Origin of the sequence: Rhodopirellula sp. P2 (assembly GCF_028768465.1) — a bacterium.
GTDB lineage: Bacteria > Planctomycetota > Planctomycetia > Pirellulales > Pirellulaceae > Rhodopirellula.
In genome coordinates, this window is record NZ_CP118225.1 from 3,077,860 (window position 1) to 3,097,573 (window position 19,714).

Consider the following 19,714-nt stretch of genomic DNA (forward strand, 5'->3'; position numbering starts at 1 on the left):
GAGGCGGGGGGGCCTGATTTCTGGCGGTGGCTGGCGAGCGACCGATCGTCCCCCGAACCGCGCCGTGCATGCAGCAAAATGGATTTTGATCGCATCGACAAGATTGTGGTTCTGTCGCCCTGCTCCCACCAAGGCGAAAGGGCTAGTCGTTCCACTGTTTCCCCGAGCGAAAATTATTTTCTGAATTGCACTTACTTATCCTCGGGAAATCCGCCCGCATAACTCAAACTAGCCCCATTCGGGGGCGATGCACGCTCCGTCAACTCGACATGTTATTGAAGGATCTCCCAATGGTTTTAAACACAAAACGCATTTATCCAAACAATGAAGATGGCAAACGACTGGCGATTGCTGATCTGGACGTCTTTGTACGCTCGTTCACCGAGGTGATCGCGTTCAATGGGGGTGTAAAGCCAGCCCTCAAACAAGAGCCTTTTGCATGGGTTCCATGGGATTCGGTCGTGGATCGGTTCATCGAAAGGAACGACTCGGCAAATGTTCACAAGAAGGCACTCGTTCAGCGACTGGCCCAAAAGCACCAAGGCTCACGGGAGCCTGGGAAACTCCACGTTTTCGCTGACTCTTGGGGACAGGCCTAGCGAGGCCTACGACGGCGACGGCTGTTTTTAATTGCTGACCATTGGGTCCTTCTGAGACAACTGTGTCGGCTGATGCGATGGGCAGGCCCGCAGTGCTGAGAGAGAGTTCGTTCGTCCTCGGTGTGCGGGGGTTGGGGGGCCGGTGTGTGCCTGGTTGGGTCCTTCCCAGCGTTTGCGATGTGCGGGTGAGTTGTCCGCAAGCTGTCGCTGGTTTCGAAATCTGAAAACCGACTTCGCTTCGGTGGATGGTTCGCGGCCGATGGCTTTCTTGATGGTGCCGCCGAATTGAGCGAGAATCCCCCTGGTGCGGGTTTGGTCGCCCGCCGTTCACGTCGTCGCCTGACCCGCGGCGATTTCTAAGGTAGGCCGGTAGCTCCGGCCGCACGATTCGACCGGCCGCCTGCGATCCCTTTCCGCAGCGGCCGATCGAATCGGCCTCATCGAAAGAGAGCTGATGAAAGAGCGTTTGCGTGTGATGTCGTTGATTGGCGAGACACTTGCGGAATGTCGCGGAACAAGGTCGGCAGATCGATTGGTGAGCTTGCTGATGCGATTAGCTGAGTGTCCTGATGCGCCGTTGGAGATCGAGTTTCGCAGGCCAACTGAACCATGGGAGGCGTCGGAGTACTACTGTGCAACGTTGTGTACGGGCGACACGGTTGAATTCCCCTGTCAAAAACATGAATACGAAGACGACTTCGGACAAGACCAGGAGGGATTCACTATCGGAGGCACGTTGCCAAAGGCAGATGCCGGGGTTGTTGCGAGGGTGGTGGAGATCTGGCGGGATTGTTTGGAAAAGGCCAATGCTGCAAACACGGACATGCCTGCCGTGAATACGTTGAGAAATCAAACGGAACAAAGCTCCACCAGTGGGATTCACAACGACCAATTGAGGAGACTTGAATACTTTGAGCAAGAATTCAGGGCAATCCGACTGCTGCCTGAATCCTCTGAAATCAAAGTCCAAATATGTGAGAAGTTGGAGTTGTTGGGAGATGAATTGTCTCACATGCAAATGGAAAACTTACTGCCTCTTCAAATTTCGAAACTGGTTGAGGACGCGAGGCCGCGAGGATTGGTTTTTGGTTTTGGATTTGGAGTTGGAGTTGCGACCAACCTATTTGGTTATTGGATACCTGCGATATCTCCTGTCGAATACGACGAAGAAACCAAAACCATCGTCAGTCCCTCTGCCTATTTCTTGGAGCCGGGCAAAATCAAAGTACTGTCACCAGGTCTTTTCAAAAGCATCTTTTGTGAAATTTACTGCGAAGAGGATGACGAACGGGTCGTCGCCGAACGTCTCTGGTGTGAACACCAATTTTCCATTCTCGGATACTACGCGACTGCCTGCGAATTGCTCGCGGCCCATCTTCGTGGTTCCTCCCCAATAGCCCCCGGCGAAAAAACACTAAATCCGCCGTCCGGTTTAACGGACAAGGCCAGACCAACGATCGCTGAGAAGAAACTGGAGAGAGGGGAGTGGATGTTAGATAATTGCGATCCAACGAAGCTGAAGAATCGTGAGTTGCAAAAGATGGTGAATGACGAGGGGACGGAGCGCGGTTGGCCGCTGTTCGATAGTGAAACGGGGAACGGGGCGTTTGATGCGTACAAACGAGCCTATCTGGAAAGGTTTAAAGTCCCATTTTCCCGAGACAATCGTGGAAGATCGAAATAGCGAAACAGCAAAATAGGCCTCGCGTTTTTGTTCTTTTCGGGACTGCGGCAGATTCTGGGCGTTGTGTTTCATTCACTTGCCCGGAGGACTTTCAATGTCACCGCTCGACTCGCTTCCAACGCCGGAATCGATCGCTAATCGGATTGAGTTTGCTGTTCGCGAACGAATGCTGTTGCGACGGCTTTATCGACTTAGCGTAGAAGCTCGCGAAGCTCGCAAAGACAATCTCAATCAGCCCCCCAGTTGCTCGGATCAAGACCGGAGGGAGCTGCCCAATGTCTGACTCCAATATCCGGCAAGTCTTTGCCATAGCTCGACGCCGATTTCTTCGTCGCTTGGAGCAAGGTCCCGCGACATTCACCGAGGCGATTCGTGGTCTGGAATTGCCTGAGGGCAAAGACGGCCGATTGTTCGGTGCAATGGTCGCTGAGTTGCACCGCGATGGAATCATCCGTCCGGTCGGCTATGTCCCATCGAGCAATCGGTGTTGCCATTCCCGTTTGTGGAAATTGGTGGATAACACGAAGGGGGGCGACGATGCCTGACTTGATCTTGCGGGACATCGATCCCGAACAATTGCGTGCCGCGATCGTGGCGGACGTGCTCAATGGAATACGTCCATTGTTGGCTCGCCACAACGTTGACGCCGGCCCCGTCGCGACCCGAGACGGGATGCGGAAGATCCTGCATTGGTCGATGGGCAAGTTGGATGCCGAGACCAAGGCGAAGACGATCCCGTCCATCATGCAGGGCGATCGACGCCTGTACGTCATTGAAGACGTGTTGAATGCACTGCGTGATGGAACTGAGGCCGCTGAGGCTGAAGCGACCGCACGCCAAGCCGCGAAGCATGCCAAGAAGCAAGCCAACAAAAAACGGGGTGCCGATCATGCGTAGTGAGCGACAACCCCGAAAGTGCGATGACAGTGCAACCCGTCGCCCCCAGTATACCATCGCTCGTGATTACATCGCCGCTGGCGTGTCTGTGATCCCGTTGAGAATGGACGGCAGCAAAGCCCCGGCGGTGCAGTCGTGGAATGAATACCGAACCCGGTTTGCAACCGATGACGAGCTGCGATCGTTTTTCGCGAACGCGGCCGGCATTGGCCTGGTCAGTGGTATCCAATCCGGTGGAATGGAAGTGCTCGATTTTGATGAGCAACCGGATGAAACGTTCGATCAATGGCTCAATCTGTTGCCCGCAAATTTGCTTTGCCGATTGTGCGTCGTCGAAACCGGAGGACTTGGATACCACGTCCTGTACCGCTGCGTTGAAGTCAGTGGCAATACGAAGATCGCGATGACCGCCGCGGGTGGCGTGCTAGTCGAAAGTCGTGGTGAAGGAGGCTATATCGTTGGTGTGGGGTCCGCCGCTGGCGTCCATCAAAGTGGAAGCCCGTACGTCCAAGTGCGTGGGATTCCGCTTCCTGAGTTGCCGACGATGACACCGGAGGAGCGCAAGATCCTTTGGTGTGCAGCTGCGTCACTGGATGAACGTCCCGATCCGATGGCCGAGTACGTTCGGCAACGTCGATCCGAATTGCGTCCATCGATAGAATCGGACACATCGACACCTTGGGGGGATTTTGACCGCGGAGCCGATTGGTTGGACATCTTGCAACCGCACGGATGGACCACCACCAACGGAGTCTCCTGGACTCGCCCCGGCAAACAGTTTGGGACGTCCGCCAAGATCGTCGTCGCCAAGGATGGCACCGAAGTGTTGACCGTCTTTTCGGCAACTGCCGGCCCGCTCGCTGCGGAGGGCGTGGGTCATCGAACGTGGGGGAAATTCTCTGCGTTTGCATCTCTCAATCATGGTGGTGACCGTTGTGTCGCGGCCCGTGCCGTCATCGCGATGGGATATGGGAGGGCAGGACAATGACCAAGGAAACAAACCGTAGCGGAATCAAAGTCGCGCCCGCGCCGCACGTCGACTATGACGAAATTGACCGCCGTGCCCAAGACGATGCCGGTGGTGTGACGTGGGGCGAACCCGATGCATTGCCAGATGAATTGCGTCCGGTCATGCCATACGTGTCTGAGTTGCTGCCGTCGTCCATTGGGCGTGCCGTTGACGACATCGCGGAGCGGATGCAATGTCCACCGGATTATCCCGCCGCGTCGATGCTGGTGGCGATGGCAGCGGTGGTGGGATGCCGTCTTGGGATCCGCCCAAGGATGCGTGACGACTGGTTGGTCGTGCCGAACCTTTGGGGCTGCGTCGTCGGTCGCCCCAGTCTGAAGAAGACACCGGCAACCAAGGGCGCTGAACGGCAATTGCGGAACCTGGAAGGTCGAAGTCGAGAGGCGTTGGCCGACGAAATCGACGACGCGGAAGTCGATGCCATGTTGTTGGAACCGCGTCGCAAGTTGCTTGAAAACAACATGAAGACCGCGATCAAGTCTGGCGATGAAGACGCGGCCCGATCGTACGCTTCCGAGTTGAAGGGACTGGTCGAAACGAAACCACCGGAACCCCGGCGGATCATCGCCAAGGAAACATCGATTCAAAAACTCTGCGAGATGCTGAGTCGTCACCCGGCGGGAATGATTCTGTTCATCGACGAACTGCTTGGATGGATGCGAAAACTTGATCGTGACGATCAGGCCGGTGTGCGTCCCATTTACCTGACGCTGTGGAACGGAACCGAGATCGTCAACGACGACACCTTGGGACGTGGCGAATTGTCGGCCCGTGGCTGTATCAGTGTCTTCGGATGCTTCACGCCGGGTGGATTGACGGATTACGTCAGTGCTGCGATTCGTGGAGGGCGTGGCGACGATGGGCTGGTTCAGCGTTTGCAGATTACGGTCTGGCCTGATTCACCCAAGGAGTATCACCCGGTCGACCGCTGGCCCGATGGTGCCGCCAAGGAGCAATTGCGGAAGACGTTTGAGGAACTTGCCGACATCGATGCCAAGGCGATTGGTGACACCGACAAGCATGATGACGACGGGATCCCGTTCCTTCACTTCGATGCCGATGGTCAAGTGTTGTTCAATGCGTGGGACGAGTCGCACCAACGACGTCTGCGTCGTGAGGACTTGCCAGAGGCGTTTGAGTCGCACCTGTCCAAGTACGCTTCGATGGTCCCGTCGATCGCGCTGCTGGTGCACTTGGCGTCCGGTGGACGTGGGGCCGTCAGTGGCGTCGCAACGTCGACCGCGATTCGTTGGGCGGAATACCTGGAGAGTCACGCACAACGTTTGTATGCGGTGGCGACGTCCCCACAACGGCAACATGCTGGCCCTCTGCTGCGTCGATTGCTGACGTGGCCGACTGACACGCCGATCCGTGTGGCGTCGATTGTCAAACGATGTTGGTCTGGTTTGACGACGAAGGTAGTCGTCGAGGAAACCTTGGGGCTGTTGGCCGATGCCGGTTGGGTGCAGTCGATCAAGGTGGACACCGGGGGACGTCCGACGATGGACTGGTTGGTGCATCCCGAGGCTGCGAAGTATCTGGCGACGACCGAGAATCGAGCCATCAAAACCCCCGAAAGACCAACCCAGGGGACTTTTGATGGTTTTGAGGGTTCTGATTCATGCCCCTGGGATGAAAACGAAAACGATGAAATCGAGGTGACGGTATGACTCCCGAAACCTTGATCACTGGTTTGGTCGCCCGTGGCGTCCGCGTTTCCATCGATGGTGATGACATCAAGCTGGGTGGTCGGGTTGCCGCAATCACCGACGACTACCTGGGGATGCTGCGGGAGTCCAAGCCCGAAATCATGCGGCTGTTGAGGCTCGCTGAGGGATTGCCCGGCGACGACGACGCGGCCCAATTGCTGGCGATGGATGAAGTGGATCCCGCGAACGTGCCGACCTGTTTGTCCTGCGGACAATTGTGTGACGTCCAGACTCTCGATGACGTCTGGCACTGTACGTCCTGCGATCCGCTCGCAGAGGCGCGACGACAAGGAACCGAAGATCTGCTGCGGTCCGCCGCGGCGATTCGTTACACTCAAAACCGCAACGGCTAGGGGTTGCTCCCGAAAACCGGCATCATCACCGGCCCGCCGTTGTTTTTTCCTTTGATGAATCGTGGAGATGAACACGATGGCAAGTATCAAACGCACCCAAAGCGACACGTTTGAAATCCGTGTGGTGATCGATGGGCAACGTCGATCGTATTACCCCGGTGCCAAGGTTCGCACCGAGACGCAAGCGTCCGATGTGGCCGAGAAGTTGGAGCGTCTGGCGTACTGCTGCGAGAACGATGAGTTGGTGCCCAAGCATGTGGTCGCCTGGGCAAAGGCCCTGCCTGAACGCCAGCGCAATCGGTTGGCCGATTGGGGATTGGTGGAGCGACGTAAGCCGAAGCGACCCGAGGCCGAGATCGCGTTGGACAAGTGGTGCACCACCTATATCAACCGCGGCAACCGGGCGGATTCCACCAACGGCCAATTGGAGGACGTTCAACGAAACCTCGTGGCGTTCTTCGGTGCCGAACGCAAGATCACGACGATTACCGAGGCCGATGCAGAGGACTTTCGAGTGTGGTTGGAAACCGAGGCCCGCGAAGTGGCCCAGGGGAAACCCAAGGCCGGGTTGGCGAAGAACACAGTGCGACGACGTGTTGGTCGTGCGAGGGAAATTTTCAATCGTGCTGTGCGTGACAAGGTGGTCGCTGCCAATCCGTTCGCCAAAGAGACGGTGACGGTCAGCGGGAATCCAGAGCGTCAATTCTTCGTCGATGCGAGTTGGATTGAGCGGTGCATCGCGGCCGCCGATTGCGAGGATTGGAAAATCATGTTGGCGTTCGCTCGCTACGCTGGAATGCGATCACACGAAACACGATTGCAGCGGTGGTCGGATATCGATTTGCCCAATCGCAAGATGATCGTGCGATCCAACAAAAACCCGCCGACCCGAGTTTGCCCCATCTTCCCCGAGTTGTTGCCCCACCTGATGCGTGCCAAAGAGATGGCACCCGATGGGGCCGAGTTGGTGGTCACTCGGTATCGTCCCGAGCAAGGGATCAGTGAGACGTTCCGCAAGATCGTGAAGCGTGCCGGTTTGACGATTTGGCCCAAGCCGATGCAGAACCTACGGGCGACCCGCGAAACCGAGCTGATCGCGTTGTACCCGATCAAAGATGTGTCGAGTTGGTTGGGCAACAGTGCCCCGATCGCGATGAAGCACTACGCGATGCAGATGAAATCATCGTTCGACCGAGCGGTGCAACACGGGGCTGGGGTGGCACCGAGAAATCCACCCCAAAATCCACCCCACTTCGCAGCAACGAAGGGCAACGTTCAGCACCAAGACGAATTGGGCGATCTTCAGAAACCTCGTAAAAACCGGGGTGAATCGTCCTCGATGGTGCTGTGCGGCACCCTTAATAGTACCCAGGGCGGGACTCGAACCCGCAAGGACTAAACGTCCGGGGGATTTTAAGTCCCCTGTGTCTGCCAATTCCACCACCTGGGCAGGTGCTGTTCTTCAGTGCCTTCGTGTTTCGGCCGGTTTGTCGGTCTGCTTTTCCCTCTCAGCAAGACTGGTGCGGGACGCAATTGCAGCGTGACGGTCGCCGACCATCGCTCGCGGCGATTGTAGCCGGAACGTCTGGGACCTGACCAGGGAACAGATGCCCGATGTTTCGAGTGCCAAAGCCGGTGTCGATCACCTCATGACCTTCTCGGACCACTCATTCGCTTGAGTCGGGCTCAGCGAACGCCCAGAGTGCCTTGTCGGTGCGGATGAGCACTTCGCGGTTCGTGATGACGACGGAGGCGTTGCTGGCTTCGTCCAGTTCGTTCTCCGCAACCAATTGAAAGCGTTCGCGGTCAGGGCGGAAAACCGTGGTGGTGCCCGATTTGGTGAGCAAGTACATCAACCCGTCTTCGGTTTGGGTGATGCTGGACCAAGTCCCACCGCTGCCAACACGAGCTTTCCAAAGTTCTTCGCCCGTTGTGGCATCCAGCGAACTCAGCACACCGCCCAGGCCACAAACGTAGATCACGCCTTCATGGGCAACGCCGGTGCCCAGCCAACCGCTGTCTTTGGGTTTGTGCCACAATCGATGCGTCGGGGTGACATCGCCTCGGCCCCCGGCCTCGACCGCGAGCGATGCGCCGCCGTATCCCCCCAACGCCACGATGACTCCTTCGGATTGCACGGGGGAGGCGTACGCGAGCGGTGCAGCGTCACCGCAGGTCCACAGCAACTGCCCCGTCGCGGGATCGAATCCGCTGACCCGCCGCGGCAGCACGGCGACCAGTTCCCAGTGCCCGTTTGCTTTCACCATGATGGGCGTGTTCCAGGAACCGCGGAGTCGTTCGCTGCGTGCTTTGTCGCTTTGGAAGTCATTGGCATTGCCATCGTTCTCCGGACCGCTGAGTTCGCGTTCGGATTCATCGTCGAGCGAGTCACGCTGCCAGCGAGTTTCCCCCGTGCGCTTGTCAACGGCGACCAGAAATTCACGGTTGCCAGGACCGAAGTTGAGAATGCATAAATCTTCATGCAGAATCGGAGAGGAGCCATAGCCCCACATGTGTTCTTGGCGTCCCAGGTCACGCTGCCATAGCTGATTGCCGTCGAGGTCCCAGCAGACCAGTCCAGCGGAACCGAACCAGGCGATCACCCGCTCGCCGTCGGTGACTGGAGAAGCGGAGCAGTATGGATTGGTCTGATGACTGGCTTCGCTCTCGGTGGAGGTGACGCTGCGTCGCCACTTTTCCTTTCCAGTCTCTCGATCGAAGCAAAGGATGGCGCGCTGATTCGATTCCGTGAGTGGTTGGGTGACGAACACCCGGTCTTCCCACACGATCGGTGTTGAGTTGCCGGGCTCGGGCAATTCGGTTCGCCACTTCACGTTGGTGTCAGGGCCCCACTGCGCCACGCTCTGGGTGGCGGGCGTTTTTCCGGACCCGTCCGGGCCTCGCCATTGCGGCCAATTGAGATCGCCACTGTTCCCCGTCGAGGCAATGGCAAGGCCGATCGTGATGGTCGTGAATATTCGCAGGATTTTCATGTCACTGGTGGTCAGGTGGTCACATGTGAATGGGATCGAAGCCACTATAACTTACCCGGAGGGCGAGGCCATGCGTTCCCTTGCTCCGTTCACCGGGGGGCGAATTGGTTGCCTTCCTCTCTCACTGTCTTGCAGAATCACCTCATGATTTCTCCAACGATCTCAAACCGTTTGTTTTTCTCGGCAATTGTTTTCAATTGCTGCATCACTTCGTTCCTTTCGGCGGACACCAAGGGGGCCGAGCAACCGGTGCTGACGGCGGTTGTGATTGAGGTTGCGGATCCTTGGACCGGACAAGTTGGGCTGCAGGCTGGTTTGGAAGCGGCAGGGTTTGAAGTTGCAACGATCGACTTGCAACAGGACACCTTGCCGGAGGCTGATTTGATCGCCGTCGGGTCGTTCGCCAGCGAGGAAGCCGCGGTCCGAAAGTGGCTGGAAAACAACCGCAAGTTGTTGGGCGAACGTGTCGCGGCGGGAGCTGTCTTGTTGGAGCTAACGCAGGCTGACCAAACCGAATCATCGATCGCTTTCTTGCCAGATTCCCTTTCCGCTTCACGCACCGATCGGGATGGCAACCCTGTGATCGTGCATGCTCCGCAGCATCCGCTGCTGCAGCGATTGCCTCGCGATTCAGCGGCGGAGGATCGTCTGTTGTTGCCGAACCATCATCGGGCTGGATCGTGGGAAACGCTTCGCGATCAGCAAGGTTTTGCGGTGTTGGCGGCGCTTGGGAAATCCACTCGCGACCCCGTGCTGTTGGAAGCGTCTCATGGTGAGGGACGCATTGTTTTGACATCCCTGTTTTTCGACAAATGGCAATCGCCCGACGGAAAGACCGTTGCACCAGCCCGTTTTGTGGATGCCTCGAAGAGCTTCTTCCGTGGACTGCAGGACTACGTTCGGATGGTTCAGAATCAACGTGCTCCCGCGGTGGACCCCACCCCTTCGTACCAAGTGCCGGAACCGTTGCCGTTCGTGGTGGGTTCCGCAACCATTGTTGCTCTGCCCGACACCCAGATTTACAGCCAACACTATCCGCAGCACTTTCTGGCTCAAACCCGTTGGATTCGCCAGCACCTGAAAGACCGCAACATCGTCGCGGTTTTTCATGAGGGTGACATCACCAACCGCAACACGCCCGACCAATGGGAAAACGCACAGCAAGCGATGGACGAGTTGTTCGGCCATGTTCCGGTGATCGCAGCTCCTGGCAACCATGACATGGGTCCAGGCGGAAACGGAGCGACGCACGAATCCTTGATGAGTGATTACTTGGACGAGCCACGGTTTGCACGTCATCCTTCCTTTCAGGGCACGATGGACCCGGGGAAGACGGAGAACAACTACAGTTTGTTTGAAACGGACCATGCCAAGTGGATTGGGATTGCGTTGGAATGGGCACCTCGGGATCGCGCTGTGAAATGGGCCGATCAGTTGTTGACAGAGCATTCCGATCGCCTGGCTGTGATCGTGACGCATGCTTACATGTACTACGACGAAACCAAGTACGACTGGAAACGCACGCAGTCGCAAACCTGGAGTCCGTACAAGTACGGCGTTGCTGACAGTCCAGAAGGAATCAATGACGCAGGCGATCTTTGGACGAAGCTGATCAGCGACCACCCCAATGTCATGATGGTGCTTTCAGGTCATGTGCTCAACGACGGCGCGGGGTTGCTGAGTGAGAAGGCGCCGCAGGGCAACCTCGTTCACCAGATGCTGGCGAATTATCAAATGCTGCACGAAGGTGGTGACGGTTGGATGCGACTGATCGAACTGCTTCCCGATGGCAAGTCCATCCAAGTCCGCACTTACTCGCCCGTGTTTGACCAGTACAACACCGACCCTGAGCACCAGTTCACACTTCCCTTGGTCGTCGGTTCGCCGCTCACCGAGTGAGCATTTCACTGGTAGCTGAGCCCCTTGATCGCAGCCTTTTTTCGCGGTCACTGCCTTTCAACGTCGGTCCGAGTTCAAAAGGGCTTCACGGTCGGCGGTCATGTCTGGCGATCGGAAATGCTATTTGCGTGCCTAGACAGGAGACGAGGTTGCATCGGCTTTGACCAATAACAGGTCGGGGGTGCAATCGTGCGGTTTTCTGACGGCGTCAAAGCGTTGCAAGGACAGGTGTTCCGGGCGAAGGCCCGCTTGAGCAACCAGGCGAGTGAGTTGTGAGATCGACGAAACGCCAAGCTTGTGGCCGATCTCCGTTTTGTGCCGCTCGATCGTCCGGGGACTGCGATACAAGAGTCGCGAGACTTCAGGAACGCTGTTGCCTTGTCCCAGCAACACGAGCACTTCCAATTCGCGAGGGCTGAGGACCGAGAGCGGTCCCAGGTCAATGAACTGACTTTGCGTGTCCTTGATGTCCCCTTCTGGGATCATGCCATCCAGCCGGGTCAGAATCACAGCAAAGTGGTGATCGCCATCGTGGTGGGGATAGAAAGACGATACCAGCATCCGGCCGCAGTAGATGTGTGTGGCTCGAAGTGGCTTGTCCGTGTCGATGACCTCTTGGACCCAGGACATTCGTTCACGGGCGTATTCCTCGGAAAAAACATCGTGAAGGTTTTTGTCGAGCAGGTCCTCGTCATCGACTCCGAACAAACGGAGGGCGGCGTGATTGAAGTGAACGATTTGGCCATCGTTTCCAACGACCATCAGGCCTACGTCTGGTTCCTGGTCGAATACCTTCAACCAATCGATTGATTTGAGTTCGGTGCGCATGGCTCCCTCGGATGAATTCAGGCTGTTGGGAACAGCAAACACGAACGCTCACGATGCCGCCCCAGTCAGACTAGACAGGCAAGTGCTGTGCCAATTGAGCGAATTCGCTCATGGAGTGACGCCCACATGACGTCGATATGACTTATGGGGCGAGGCCGCTCCTGGCGACCTGTGGTTTTTGAACCCGGGTCGCCGGAGCGGCCGAGTTTAAAACGACCCACTCTGTGAACTCATTCCGCGACCGGTGTGGATCCCCTGCCAGATCGTCCGCCAGCGTCAGTTTTCATTGAATTGCCAAGTACCGAAGCGGGATGAACGGGTCGTCGACGGCTTGCTCGAGCAAGGTTTCGAGTCGTTCGGGATCGCGGTCGATGAGGTGGCGATAAACCAGGTGCCGGGCATCGCCATCCTGCGTCCGGTCATTGAAAAACGTGAGCAAGTCAGCCTCGAAGGACCGCTCTGTTGAATTCGTCTTCGCGTTGGAATCGGCCACTTCGATTTATTGCGAAGCCAGCAAACGCAGCCAGTTCTTGGCGCGCGGGGTGGCCTGGGCCATCGAATTCAGCGTCGCAAAAAGCTGCGGCGTTGTGACGGAGGTGGCCTGCAGTGGCTCCGACATCAACTCCATCGCGGCCGCGTGACCGACTCCTTCTGCTGCGACGCCGTTGAGAGTTTTCACCAAGCGGTTGGCGCTGGTCTCAGTGGCGTTCGGCGGGGCCGCGAAAGCGATGCCGTGGGCCGACGTAATTGCGGTTCGCAGCGTGATTGCTGCGAACCAAGAGAGGCACGGACGCGAGGTCCGTGGCGGGAATCGACGCAGCGGCATGAGGGGGACTGGAAGCGAAGCGGGACGAATCCCGCTCAGAAGTGAGCGAAGTCGACTTGGCTCATCCTACCGCACTTCCGAGAGTGCGGTTGTCGGCAACCGGATCCGAGGTCCTTGGCTCAGGTGTCAATCAAGTCATCGGGCGACAGCAATGGGATCTCATTTTCTTCCGTGTCCTGTTTCTCACGCCAGGGTTCGTTGACGCGATAGGATTCCAGCTCTTCTTGAAGCTGTTCAAGTTGAACCGATTCTTCATCGGCGCCGTCTTCGATTTCTTTCTTGGCTGCCTCCACCGCCTTTTCGCTCCATTTGATCGCGTTTTCGAAGTCACCCGCTTCGGCGTATCCCGCTGCCAAGGTGCTGAGGATGTGCCCTTCGGATTCCTCCGTCATTTCGACCGCTCGCAGTCCGAGTTCGAGGGAACGTGCTCCGTTTCGAACTTCGTCTTTCGGCGAAGTCGCAAGCACCCAAGCCAGGTTGTTGAGAACACTGGGCAGAATGATCGCGTCCGCTTCTTTCTCCGCGTCGAGGTTGGTCAACGCCTTTTCGTAGTCCGCGATGGCTTCGGCGTGATCGCCAACGGCCAAGTAGGCGTCGCCACGAGAACGCAGGACCGAAGCGTTTTTGGGATCGCGATCGAGCACCCCGCTGAGCATCTCGATGGCTTGGCGAGGCCGGTCGTCTTGCAAGTACAAGGTGGCCAATTGCAGTTGGCGATAGACATCGTCAGGGCTGCGGTCGATCAGAATTTTCATGTCGTTGATCGCGTCTGCCATGCGTCCTTCTTCGACGGCAATGAAACAGCGAACCACGATGGCTTGATCGAGTTGTTCGACTTGCGGCGCCAGGTCGATGGCGGCGTCCAGGTCACGTTTGGCGTCCTTCACATCGCTGCGTCGCAGAGAGATCTCAGCTCGTTGCAACAGGGCGATTGGGTCCTTGGGTTGCATGGCGAGGGCTTTGTTCAAATCTGCCAGCGCGTCGCCTTCCCGGTCCATGTTGGTGTAAAGCAACGCCCGCAAACGATACAGCCCTTCGCTGGGGCGAGCCTGAATGGTCTTGCTCAGCAATTCCAACGCGTCGTCGGTTCGATCGAGTTCGACCAGTTGCTGAACCGTGGCGGCGGCGATCTGTTCGTTGGTGGGGTCCAGTTCCAGAACCTTTTGCAAATCTTCGACGGCTTCGTTGATCTTGCCTGCTTGCATTCGCAGGCCAGCCCGCTGGCGAACGGCGTCCGCGTTGGAGGGGTCCAGCTCAATGGCTTTGGAGAGGTCCGCCAGTTGATCCTCGGTGTTGTCCTGGGTCATTGCCCGGAGCAGGTAAGCCGTGCTGAGTTCCTTGGGATCGTCTCGGAGCAATTTGATCGCGGCGGAAGTGGCTTTGGCGATGCGTTCCTCGTCCCCGTCGGGAAGCAAGTTCAAACGGGCGATCAGCATGTGGGCTTCGGCCAATTCCGGATCGTTTTCGATCGCTTGGTCAAGCACTCGCAAGGCTTCATCACGCATTTGCAAGGCGCGGCGACCTCTCATGCGAGTCATCGCGCCAGCCATGCCTTGGCCGCGCTGAAGTTGGATGCTGCCGAGCATCTTTTTCGCAAAGGATTGGTTTTCGTCATCGAGGCCTTTGGCCAAGGCCGATTCGATCAACGAGGCGACCGCTTCCAGGTCTTCATTGGATTCGGCATCGATGCGTTTCAGCACCGCTTCGTCTAAATCCGCTTGGCCGGGATCCGTCGACTGCTTCATTTGCGAGGGCAGTAACGGGGGCGCGCCGGGGGGCACGGGCGTGACCGGAGGCGCCGGTTGAGCTGCAGGAGCCTGCTCGGTGATGGTTTCCTGGCCCTGGACCGAGTCAACGGGCAACGCAGAGAAGCAAAGGACCGCGACGCCCGCCAAGACGCGAGGGTGGCCGAGTGTGTCGGCGAAGGGACGGTGAAGGTTCATGAGTGAACGCTGGCCGCTGCGTCGATGATTCATCCAGAAGTCTCGTCGAAGGGGAAAGGGTCAAATTGGAAGGGTGGGTTCAGGGTCCGTTATCGGAACCGGTCGTGCAGGGGCTGTTCGCCTTGCAAATCTGTTCGCATCGCGAGGCACGCGGGTTCAGGAAAGGATCCCTGTTTCCATTCGCTGGGTTTCCATTCGCCGCTTCGGAACCCAAATGATCCGGAACCCAATGGATCTGGAACCCAGCTGTGATTTTGAACCCAGCTGCGATTTTGAACCCAGTGTCTCGCAGACGGACTCCATCGTATCATTTTTAGGTAACGAGAAGCCCTGGTCGCGGGACTAGGATCCATTATGCCGGTTTCGAAGAAAGCCGCGAAGGGGAATTGAGAAGATGAAGAGCCATGAAGCAGTCATACGGCCGAGTGTTTTGGTCACCCGGCAGACCCCTGGTGAGTCTTTGCAGCGGTTGCGGGAAGTTTGTGAAGTCGAGGTTTGGCCGGAAACGACGCCACCCAGTCGCGAGGAGCTGTGTCGGTTGGTGAAAGGTCGTCACGGGTTGCTGACGATGCTCAGTGACCGGATCGACGGTGAGCTGATGGACCTCGCCGGGGACCAGTTGGCGGTGATCAGCAACTACGCCGTCGGATTCAATAACATTGACGTCGATGCGGCCAAGACGCGAGGCATTGCGGTGGGGAACACGCCAGACGTGCTGACCGATGCCACCGCTGATTTGGCCGTCGCGTTGTTGTTTGCTGCCTCACGGCATGTCCTGCCGGCGGGCACCCAAGTTCGGCAGGGCGAGTGGAGAACCTGGGAGCCAACGGGTTGGTTGGGTGTCGAACCGGCTGGCAAGACGCTGGGGATTGTCGGCATGGGACGAATTGGTCGAGCAACCGCACAGCGATTGGTCGGCGGCTGGGGCATGAAGCTGCTGTACACCTCACGCAGTGACCAAGCGGAGGTGGAAAAAGAATTGGGCGGCCGCCGCGTCGAGCTCGACACTTTGTTAACCGAAAGCGACTTCGTTTCGGTGCACGTCGCACTGACCGACGAGACTCGCAACCTGATCGACGCCGAGGCGATTTCGAAAATGAAGTCCACCTCGGTGTTGGTGAACACCGCACGAGGTGAGATCGTGGACCAAGACGCGTTGGTCAAGGCTCTGGAGAACCGGTCCGTTTTTGCAGCGGGGTTGGATGTCACGACGCCCGAGCCTTTGTCGGCCGAGCACCCGCTGGTGCAGTCCCCCCATTGTGTGATTTTGCCACACATCGGTAGTGCGACTCACACCAGTCGAAATGCGATGGCTGAGATCGCGGTCGACAACTTGATCGCGGGCTTGTCCGGTCAACCGCTGCGGTGCTCGGTGACTTGATGCATTCGTGAGTCACTGCGAAACCGATTGAATGGCGGCGTGCCAACTCACCAGGCTTTCCCTGTGAGACGCTCGTTTCGATTTCTCCTCCCACCGACCACCCTTCCAAGGAAAACACCGTGCGTCACTGGTGGAACTACCTCGTCGAAACGATCGAGCGACCCAGGGATGAACTGTCCCGTCGCCAGCATCAATTGCGCACGGCCTGGGACCTTGTCATTCACTGCGGCGAACAATTGCGTCGCCATCGAGCCGAAGGGATGGCGGCGGAACTGACCTATCGAACGATCTTCTCGTTGATCCCCGTGGTGGTGTTGGGGTTGGTGATGTTTCGCGTCTTCGGTGGGCTCGACGACGTGCAACTGCGAGTGGAGAACCAGTTGTATTCGTTCTTTGGCGTGCCCCAGATTCCCGCCGAATACATCCCGGTGCCAGAACCTGATCCGGGGGCACTGCCGACGGAGCTGACGGTGAATGCGTCGGAAGTGAACACGCCGGACTTCCGTGATCCAGAGGACGCTGTGATTGAAACCGTCGTGGATGCTGAACGGGAAGACGCGGACAGGCCGGCAGACGCAGCGATGAAAGCCGGGGGCCTGGGCGCCGGGGGAATGGGAAGCGGGGGCCTGGGAAGCGAAGCGGAGGGCCAGTTGCAAGGCAACGTGACAGTCCCCGCGATCGATGGTTATCCACCCACAGCGGAAGACGCGGCCGGGGAAGTCGTCGATGCGAAAGAGCTGGTGGACCAGGCGGAGGCCGACAATCAGGCTCGCGAAATCATTCGCCGGACGTTGCATGGTGCGACGTCCAAGATTGCTTCGCTGGATTTTGCTTCGATCGGAGTCTTTGGATTGCTGCTGTTCATCTACGCGGCCGTTGCGTTGGCGGACGCGACGGAATATCTGTTCAATCGCATCTTTGACGCACCGACGCAGCGTCCGATCCATTTGCGCGTGGCGGTTCACTGGTCGATCATCACGCTGGGCAGCGGGTTGCTGGCGCTCAGTCTTTACATGTCGGCGCAGGTCATCGATTGGTTTGGGGATTTGGGAGCAGGGTCAGGGCCCGTTTGGATTTTGCAGCATGCGTTGTCGCTGCTGGCTGCTTGGGTGTTGTTGTTCCTGTTGTACGCGTTGATGCCCAACACGCATGTTTCCGTGCGAGCGGCTGTGATGGGATCAGCGGTGAGCGCGGTGCTGTGGGAATTCGCCAAGTACGGTTTTCAGATCTACGTGACCACGGCGGTTCCTTACTTGGAACTGTACGGGTCGATCGGTGTGATTCCGTTGTTCCTGCTCTGGATCTATTTGACTTGGTTGATCGTTCTGTTCGGTTTGATTCTGACCTACACCCTGCAAACCGTCCGTGGCAAAGAGTTCCGCCGCCGCAGCGAAAAGCAAGAGGATCTGCCGGCGGGCGATCCGGACTGGATGCTGCCGATCATGACCGAAGTTGCCATCGCTTTCGCGGGCGGAGAGGCGGTGGGACGTCAGGAATTGTCCGATCGCTTGGGATTGTCCAGCCGTGTGGTGCACGAGATGGAAACACGATTGATTGAAGGCAACTTTCTGCGGCGTGTTGTGACAGGGCCGGGACAAGAGAACCAACTCACACTCGCTCGTCCCGCCAAGAAGATTCTGTTGGCCGAGGTCATGCGGCTGGCCCATCGGTTCCGACCGGCGAGCAACCATCCGGCGTGGAAGACGTTGGCGGATCTGAAGGAAGCCGAGTGTGTGGCCGCGGGATCGCGTTCGTTGGCGGAGTGGATGGGCGGGGATTCACCAGCCTCAGAGGGTGATTCTGCGGCCGATTCGGCCGTTTCCGAGCCCGGCGACGACGGCAACTTGTCTGGCTGAGTGAAGTTGCCTGAACGGGCGTTGTGGCGGGGTCGCTGCGCTTGACACTGGATGACGGGGCCAGGACGATGATAGCGGCCTTCGAAAGCCTTCCCGAAGGAAAAAACGCCTTCCTCGCATCCTTTCAGGGCCTCTTCCGATCTGGCAGCTTCGCCTGGATTGAAATGTGCCGCCCTCTTGAGACGCCCCATGATCGCATCGCTGTTGCTGGACACCCTGCCGTTGGCTCAGATGCCCAAGGTCACCACTGCCCTGTTGATTGGTGCATTGGTGATTTTCGCCGGGATCGTTGTGGTTCTGTTTATCTTCACCAGCTATTTCGGGTTGTGGATTCAGTCGGTGCTGACGGGATCCAAGATCTCGTTTGGCAATCTGATTGGAATGACGTTTCGGAAGGTCAACACCCGGGCGATCGTGCGCAGCAAGATCATGGCGACGCAAGCCGGGCTGGACGACCCTGAATTGACGGTGGGGGCGCTCGAGGCGCACTACTTGGCCGGAGGCAATGTCCAACAAGTCATTCGGGCATTGATTGCCGCGAAGAAGGCCAAGACGATTTCGCTCACATTCCGCGAGGCGACCGCGATCGATTTGGCGGGCCGGGATGTGTTGGAGTCGGTGCAAACCAGCGTCTATCCCAAGGTCATCGATTGTCCGCCGCGGGGGTCTGCGAAACCGTCACTGGATGCGGTCGCGAAAGATGGGATTCAGTTGAAGGTTCGTGCCCGTGTGACCGTGCGAGCCAATTTGCAACAGTTGATTGGTGGTGCGACCGAGGAAACCATCATCGCTCGTGTCGGCGAAGGAATTGTCAGCGCGATTGGTTCGGCCGTCAGCCACAAAGCGGTGCTCGAAAATCCAGATGTGATCAGCAAAGCTGTGTTGGTGAAGAAGTTGGATTCCCAAACCGCGTTTGAGATCGTTTCGATCGATATCGCTGACATTGATGTGGGGGCCAACATTGGTGCTCGGTTGCAAGCCGATCAGGCGGAAGCCGACACCGCCGTCGCTCGTGCCAACGCGGAGGGCAAGCGTGCCGCCGCGGTCGCGGAAGAACAAGAGATGCAGGCGATGATCGCCAAGAGCCAAGCGGAAGTGGTCGAAGCTCAATCCGACGTGCCACGTGCGATGGCGGAAGCGTTCCGCAACGGGAAACTGTTGGTGATGGATTACTACCGTTTGCAGAATGTGAATGCGGACACCGATATGCGGCGTGCCTTGGCCGGGCATTCGCAAGAATCCGACATGCCCGAAGAGACCCACTGAAATGCCTCGCGAAGAAAACCTAAACGAGCTCGAGACGTTCCTTCGGAAGTCGGCAGAGATTCGTCAACGCAACGCGATTGAATACCGTGCGTTGCAAGAGGAACAACGGCAGCAACGCGGCGGTTCTCGTCCTCGACAATATTCAGACCGCAATCGCGAACGAGTGACTCGGCAACTCGCCGAAGCAATCGATGTCTCGTTGACGGATGACCACGATGACGATGACATTGTGATTGGCGAGGTGGTGGACGATCGTCCGACACACAACCCGCGACTTTCGGACGATGGACGATCGAGCGAAAGTGAGGCAGGTTCCTTTGACTCCATTCCACGAGGCCGGATGTTGATGCCGGCCGAAAAATTTCGACGATTGTTGTCTCGCCCAGGTGGGGCTCAGCAAGCGTTTTTGATGAGCGAAATTCTTAAACGCCGCGAAATATAGCGATGCAA

17 protein-coding genes and 1 tRNA gene are annotated in these 19,714 nt (G+C 57.7%); 12 read left to right on the top strand and 6 right to left on the bottom strand.

From position 1 onward, the window contains the following. Nucleotides 1-1,053: 1,053 nt before the first annotated feature. From PSR62_RS10840 to PSR62_RS10870, 7 genes are all read left to right on the top strand, one after another. The gene (locus PSR62_RS10840; protein ID WP_274407761.1) at nt 1,054-2,283 is read left to right on the top strand and encodes a hypothetical protein; all 1,230 of its coding nucleotides are present in this window, start codon (nt 1,054-1,056) and stop codon (nt 2,281-2,283) included. Nucleotides 2,284-2,558: 275 nt separating this feature from the next. Next, nucleotides 2,559-2,828 (top strand): hypothetical protein, encoded by a 270-nt coding sequence (locus tag PSR62_RS10845; protein WP_274407762.1) that lies wholly within the window; start codon nt 2,559-2,561, stop codon nt 2,826-2,828. Then, a complete protein-coding gene (locus tag PSR62_RS10850; RefSeq protein ID WP_274407763.1) occupies nt 2,821-3,180 on the top strand; it encodes a hypothetical protein in 360 nt (119 codons plus the stop codon). The genes PSR62_RS10845 and PSR62_RS10850 overlap by 8 nt, the downstream gene beginning before the upstream one ends. Continuing rightward, nucleotides 3,173-4,168, top strand: a complete 996-nt coding sequence (locus PSR62_RS10855; protein WP_274407764.1) for a bifunctional DNA primase/polymerase — start codon at nt 3,173-3,175, stop codon at nt 4,166-4,168. The genes PSR62_RS10850 and PSR62_RS10855 overlap by 8 nt, the downstream gene beginning before the upstream one ends. Then, the gene (locus PSR62_RS10860; RefSeq protein ID WP_274407765.1) at nt 4,165-5,880 is read left to right on the top strand and encodes a YfjI family protein; all 1,716 of its coding nucleotides are present in this window, start codon (nt 4,165-4,167) and stop codon (nt 5,878-5,880) included. The genes PSR62_RS10855 and PSR62_RS10860 overlap by 4 nt, the downstream gene beginning before the upstream one ends. Beyond that, the gene (locus PSR62_RS10865) at nt 5,877-6,272 is read left to right on the top strand and encodes a hypothetical protein (protein WP_274407766.1); all 396 of its coding nucleotides are present in this window, start codon (nt 5,877-5,879) and stop codon (nt 6,270-6,272) included. Before PSR62_RS10860 ends, PSR62_RS10865 begins: the two co-directional genes overlap by 4 nt. A 67-nt stretch (nt 6,273-6,339) precedes the next feature. Then, nucleotides 6,340-7,671, top strand: a complete 1,332-nt coding sequence (locus PSR62_RS10870; protein ID WP_274407767.1) for a tyrosine-type recombinase/integrase — start codon at nt 6,340-6,342, stop codon at nt 7,669-7,671. On the opposite strand, the gene PSR62_RS10875 is transcribed toward PSR62_RS10870, so the two are convergent. Together PSR62_RS10875 and PSR62_RS10880 are read right to left on the bottom strand one after the other, a co-directional pair. Beyond that, a tRNA-Leu gene (locus PSR62_RS10875) sits at nt 7,638-7,722 on the bottom strand. The two genes, PSR62_RS10870 and PSR62_RS10875, sit on opposite strands and share 34 nt — an antisense overlap. Before the next feature lie 217 nt (nt 7,723-7,939). Continuing rightward, nucleotides 7,940-9,265 (bottom strand): outer membrane protein assembly factor BamB family protein, encoded by a 1,326-nt coding sequence (locus tag PSR62_RS10880; protein WP_274407768.1) that lies wholly within the window; start codon nt 9,263-9,265, stop codon nt 7,940-7,942. Nucleotides 9,266-9,409: 144 nt separating this feature from the next. Between PSR62_RS10880 and PSR62_RS10885 the strand changes: the two genes are divergently transcribed. After that, the gene (locus PSR62_RS10885) at nt 9,410-11,164 is read left to right on the top strand and encodes a metallophosphoesterase (protein ID WP_274407769.1); all 1,755 of its coding nucleotides are present in this window, start codon (nt 9,410-9,412) and stop codon (nt 11,162-11,164) included. A gap of 132 nt (nt 11,165-11,296) precedes the next feature. Here PSR62_RS10885 and PSR62_RS10890 read toward each other — a convergent pair whose 3' ends face one another. The 4 genes from PSR62_RS10890 to PSR62_RS10905 all read right to left on the bottom strand — a co-directional run bounded on the left by PSR62_RS10890 (nt 11,297) and on the right by PSR62_RS10905 (nt 14,794). Beyond that, nucleotides 11,297-11,992 carry a PAS and helix-turn-helix domain-containing protein gene (locus tag PSR62_RS10890; protein WP_274407770.1) on the bottom strand — a complete coding sequence of 232 codons (696 nt, stop codon included), beginning with the start codon at nt 11,990-11,992 and terminating at the stop codon, nt 11,297-11,299. Between the two features lie 283 nt (nt 11,993-12,275). Then, on the bottom strand, nt 12,276-12,485 hold the full coding sequence (locus PSR62_RS10895; RefSeq protein WP_274407771.1) for a hypothetical protein: 210 nt from the start codon (nt 12,483-12,485) through the stop codon (nt 12,276-12,278). 6 nt (nt 12,486-12,491) lie between these two features. Next, the gene (locus tag PSR62_RS10900; RefSeq protein WP_274407772.1) at nt 12,492-12,671 is read right to left on the bottom strand and encodes a hypothetical protein; all 180 of its coding nucleotides are present in this window, start codon (nt 12,669-12,671) and stop codon (nt 12,492-12,494) included. Nucleotides 12,672-12,937: 266 nt separating this feature from the next. Continuing rightward, nucleotides 12,938-14,794, bottom strand: a complete 1,857-nt coding sequence (locus tag PSR62_RS10905; RefSeq protein WP_274407773.1) for a tetratricopeptide repeat protein — start codon at nt 14,792-14,794, stop codon at nt 12,938-12,940. Between the two features lie 361 nt (nt 14,795-15,155). Here PSR62_RS10905 and PSR62_RS10910 point away from each other — a divergent pair, with 361 nt between their 5' ends. The 4 genes from PSR62_RS10910 (at nt 15,156) to PSR62_RS10925 (ending at nt 19,706) form a co-directional block, all read left to right on the top strand. Further along, on the top strand, nt 15,156-16,142 hold the full coding sequence (locus tag PSR62_RS10910) for a 2-hydroxyacid dehydrogenase (RefSeq protein WP_274407774.1): 987 nt from the start codon (nt 15,156-15,158) through the stop codon (nt 16,140-16,142). A 119-nt stretch (nt 16,143-16,261) separates the two neighbouring features. Then, nucleotides 16,262-17,998: a YihY/virulence factor BrkB family protein gene (locus PSR62_RS10915; RefSeq protein ID WP_274407775.1), complete on the top strand. Its 1,737-nt coding sequence runs from the start codon at nt 16,262-16,264 to the stop codon at nt 17,996-17,998. A gap of 189 nt (nt 17,999-18,187) precedes the next feature. Next, nucleotides 18,188-19,264 carry a flotillin-like protein FloA gene (floA, locus tag PSR62_RS10920; RefSeq protein ID WP_274407776.1) on the top strand — a complete coding sequence of 359 codons (1,077 nt, stop codon included), beginning with the start codon at nt 18,188-18,190 and terminating at the stop codon, nt 19,262-19,264. A gap of 1 nt (nt 19,265) precedes the next feature. Further along, complete coding sequence (locus PSR62_RS10925) at nt 19,266-19,706, top strand: hypothetical protein (RefSeq protein ID WP_274407777.1); 441 nt, start codon at nt 19,266-19,268, stop codon at nt 19,704-19,706. Nucleotides 19,707-19,714 lie beyond the last annotated feature (8 nt).

Bases quoted from the DNA above. Each gene is read 5' to 3' on its own strand.
- PSR62_RS10840 (WP_274407761.1), top strand. From the start codon at position 1,054: ATGAAAGAGCGTTTGCGTGTGATGTCGTTGATTGGCGAGACACTTGCG.
- PSR62_RS10845 (WP_274407762.1), top strand. From the start codon at position 2,559: ATGTCTGACTCCAATATCCGGCAAGTCTTTGCCATAGCTCGACGCCGA.
- PSR62_RS10850 (WP_274407763.1), top strand. From the start codon at position 2,821: ATGCCTGACTTGATCTTGCGGGACATCGATCCCGAACAATTGCGTGCC.
- PSR62_RS10855 (WP_274407764.1), top strand. From the start codon at position 3,173: ATGCGTAGTGAGCGACAACCCCGAAAGTGCGATGACAGTGCAACCCGT.
- PSR62_RS10860 (WP_274407765.1), top strand. From the start codon at position 4,165: ATGACCAAGGAAACAAACCGTAGCGGAATCAAAGTCGCGCCCGCGCCG.
- PSR62_RS10865 (WP_274407766.1), top strand. From the start codon at position 5,877: ATGACTCCCGAAACCTTGATCACTGGTTTGGTCGCCCGTGGCGTCCGC.
- PSR62_RS10870 (WP_274407767.1), top strand. From the start codon at position 6,340: ATGAACACGATGGCAAGTATCAAACGCACCCAAAGCGACACGTTTGAA.
- PSR62_RS10880 (WP_274407768.1), bottom strand. From the start codon at position 9,265: ATGAAAATCCTGCGAATATTCACGACCATCACGATCGGCCTTGCCATT.
- PSR62_RS10885 (WP_274407769.1), top strand. From the start codon at position 9,410: ATGATTTCTCCAACGATCTCAAACCGTTTGTTTTTCTCGGCAATTGTT.
- PSR62_RS10890 (WP_274407770.1), bottom strand. From the start codon at position 11,992: ATGCGCACCGAACTCAAATCAATCGATTGGTTGAAGGTATTCGACCAG.
- PSR62_RS10905 (WP_274407773.1), bottom strand. From the start codon at position 14,794: ATGAATCATCGACGCAGCGGCCAGCGTTCACTCATGAACCTTCACCGT.
- PSR62_RS10910 (WP_274407774.1), top strand. From the start codon at position 15,156: ATGAAGAGCCATGAAGCAGTCATACGGCCGAGTGTTTTGGTCACCCGG.
- floA (WP_274407776.1), top strand. From the start codon at position 18,188: ATGATCGCATCGCTGTTGCTGGACACCCTGCCGTTGGCTCAGATGCCC.
- PSR62_RS10925 (WP_274407777.1), top strand. From the start codon at position 19,266: ATGCCTCGCGAAGAAAACCTAAACGAGCTCGAGACGTTCCTTCGGAAG.